Source organism: Candidatus Proelusimicrobium excrementi (assembly GCF_937881865.1).
GTDB lineage: Bacteria > Elusimicrobiota > Elusimicrobia > Elusimicrobiales > Elusimicrobiaceae > Proelusimicrobium > Proelusimicrobium excrementi.
In genome coordinates, this window is sequence record NZ_CALGEO010000150.1 from 1 (window position 1) to 3,396 (window position 3,396).

General features: G+C 50.4%; 1 protein-coding gene. It reads left to right on the top strand.

The window, feature by feature from the left end:
- Positions 1 to 32 precede the first annotated feature (32 nt).
- On the top strand, positions 33 to 3,396 hold a 3,364-nt coding region (nifJ, locus tag ACQY26_RS06765; protein WP_428048382.1), incomplete at its 3' end, for a pyruvate:ferredoxin (flavodoxin) oxidoreductase.

Genomic DNA, 3,396 nt, shown 5'->3' on the forward strand with positions numbered 1-3,396 from the left:
GCGCGCGCTCTACTTAACTGAGGAGAATGTAAATGTCCAATAAATTAACCGCGATGGACGGCAACACCGCTGTATCCCACGTCGCCCACGCAACCAACGAAGTAATAGCAATTTATCCTATTACGCCTTCTTCCACAATGGGTGAGATTTGCGATGCCAAATCCGCCAAAGGCGAAACAAATATCTGGGGCAATGTCCCGGTAGTAAGCGAAATGCAGTCCGAAGGCGGCGCTTCAGGCGCGGTGCACGGCGCATTGGCCGCCGGCGCCCTTACAACCACTTTCACGGCGTCACAGGGCTTACTCCTTATGATTCCGAACATGTTTAAAATCGCCGGTGAGCTTACGCCCACCGTTTTTCATGTTTCGGCCAGGGCTTTGGCCACGCACGCTTTATCCATTTTCGGCGATCACAGCGACGTTATGGCCGTCCGCCAAACCGGCTGGGCCATGCTCGCCAGCGCCAACGGGCAGGAAGCGATGGACTTCGCTTTGATTGCTCAGGCCGCTACGCTTGAAGCCAGAGTGCCGTTCCTGCACTTCTTTGACGGATTCAGAACTTCTCACGAACTTAACATGGTTGACGTAATTTCCAAAGAAATCATGAAAGAAATGATTGACGACAAACTCGTCGCCAAACACAGAGAAAACGCCGTCAACCCGGAATACCCCACAATCCGCGGAACCGCGCAGAACCCCGACGTATACTTCCAGGGCAGAGAAGCCGTAAACAAATTTTACGAAAACACCCCGGCCGTAGTTAAGAAATATATGGACAAATTCGCCAAACTTACCGGCAGAAAATACGACCTTTTTGAATACGTCGGCGACGCCGATGCTGAAAAAGTAATCGTAGTAATGGCTTCCGGCGCGGACGTAGCCCAGACGGCGGTGGAAATGCTTAAAGGCCAAAAAATCGGCGTACTTAAAGTAAAACTTTTCAGGCCGTTCAGCTCGGTTGATTTTATCAACGCTTTCCCCAAAACCGTAAAGAAAATAGCCGTACTAGACAGGACCAAAGAACCCGGATCTCTCGGGGAACCTTTATTCCAGGACGTTTGCTCCGCTTTCTTAACCAAAGAAGCCAAAGAGAAATTCCCCTCCACCCCGCTTATCATCGGCGGAAGATACGGCATCGGCTCCAAAGAATTTACGCCGGCCATGGTAAAAGCCGCGTTTGACAACCTTGACGCCAAAGAACCCGTAACAAGCTTCATTCTCGGCATTGAAGACGACTTGGGCGGCAAATCCCTCAAAACGCCGGTTTTCGAAGCCAATGAAAACGACGGCACCTTTAACGCCATGTTCTACGGTTTAGGTTCCGACGGTACTGTAGGCGCCAATAAAAACACGATGAAGATTATCAGCGCCAATACCGACAATTTGGCGCAGGGCTATTTCGTCTACGACTCCAAAAAATCCGGTTCCATGACGACTTCCCACATCCGCTTCGGCAAAAAATATATCCGCGCGCCTTATCTTATTGAGCACGCCGATTTTATCGCCTGCCATATGTTCTCTTTCTTGGAAAGATATGACATCCTCGGCAAAGCCAAACAGGGCGCAACCTTCCTTTTGAACGCTCCTTATTCAAAAGAAGAAGTTTGGGATAAACTCCCCAAAGAAGTGCAGAAGCAGATTATCGACAAGAAACTTAAATTCTACGCCATTGACGCTTCCCACATCGCTTTGAAGACGGGTATGGGTTCAAGAACCAATACCATTATGCAGACGGCTTTCTTCGGCATTGCCGGCGTAATTGAAAAAGACGCCGCCATCGCCGCCATTAAAGAAGCCATCAAAAAGACCTATTCCAAAAAAGGCGAAGAAATCGTCAACAAGAACTATGCGGCCGTGGACGCCGCCCTTGACGGTTTGCATGAAATCAAATATCCCGATCACGTAACTTCCACGATATCCATGGTGCCGCCCGTACCGGCCGACGCCCCGGAATTCGTTAAAGACGTTCTCGGCAAAATGATTTCCTACAACGGCGACGAACTGCCGACTTCCAAAATGCCGGTGGGCGGTATTTTCCCGACGGGCACGACCCAGTACGAAAAACGCAATATCGCGCTTATGGTTCCCGCGTGGGATCCCAGCACCTGCATACAGTGCGGCATATGCTCACTCGTCTGCCCTCACGCCGCTATCCGCATTAAAGCTTATAAAGCGGAAGAATTGGCCAACGCCCCCAAAACTTTTAAATCCGTAGACGGCAAAGCCGATTTGGCCGGCCTTAAATTCACCGTGCAAGTAGCCGTTGAAGACTGCACCGGCTGCGGCGCGTGCGTAACGAACTGCCCCGCCAAAAACAAAACCGACGCGACGAAGAAAGCAATCAACATGGTTGAGCAGCTTCCTTTAAGGAAAGACGAAAGAGAAAACTTTAAGTTCTTCCTCAGCCTTAAACAGGCCGACGTCAAAACCAAAAAAGAAAGCGTGAAGGGCTCTCAGCTCCAGAAACCTTTGTTTGAGTTCTCCGGCGCTTGCGCTGGCTGCGGCGAAACGCCTTACGTAAAACTGTTAACCCAGCTTCACGGCGATCACCTTGCAATAGCCAACGCGACGGGCTGCTCCTCAATCTACGGCGGCAACCTGCCTACAACGCCTTATTGCAAACGCGACGACGGCAAAGGCCCCGCTTGGGCGAACTCCCTCTTTGAGGATAACGCGGAATTCGGTATGGGCATACGCTTGGCTTACGATCAGCTCTACAGCGACGCCGCCGCTCAGCTTAACGCTATTAAGGCGGAGCTTGGCAACGACGCTTTGGTTGACGAAATCTTGAACGCTTCCCAGAAAACCACCGCGGAAATCGACGCTCAAAGAGAAAGAGTCGCCAAGCTTAAAACCTTAACCAAGGATGAAAGAATGCTTGCTTTGGCCGATTACCTCGTCAAAAAATCCGTATGGATTTTGGGCGGCGACGGCTGGGCTTACGACATCGGCTACGGCGGCGTTGACCACTTTGCCTACAAGCTGCTCAGATATTTCTCCGGCAAAATAACAAGCTCCTCCGATGCATCCTACCAGCTTTACGAAAAGGTTGTAGCACAAAACGGTTTTGCCGATATGTATGGTATAGATTTTGACGAGCAAAGCGATTTTTATTTCGGTATGGACATCCATTTCGACTTTGCTCAGCCCGTGAGCGGCGTTACAGGTAAGAACAACGACGATATGACCTTTAACTTCACCGGTGACGATGACGTTTGGGTATATCTTGATGGCGTTTTGTTCCTTGACCTTTCCGGTATCCACAGCCACGTTGGCGGTACCATCAACTTTAAAGAAGGCAAGGTTTACTATTACGGACTAGAGGACTTTGCAGGTGCGGTGGAAAGCACACCTTACAAGGTTGTAACCTTTGCAGAGATACTTGCCGCAGCAGGCA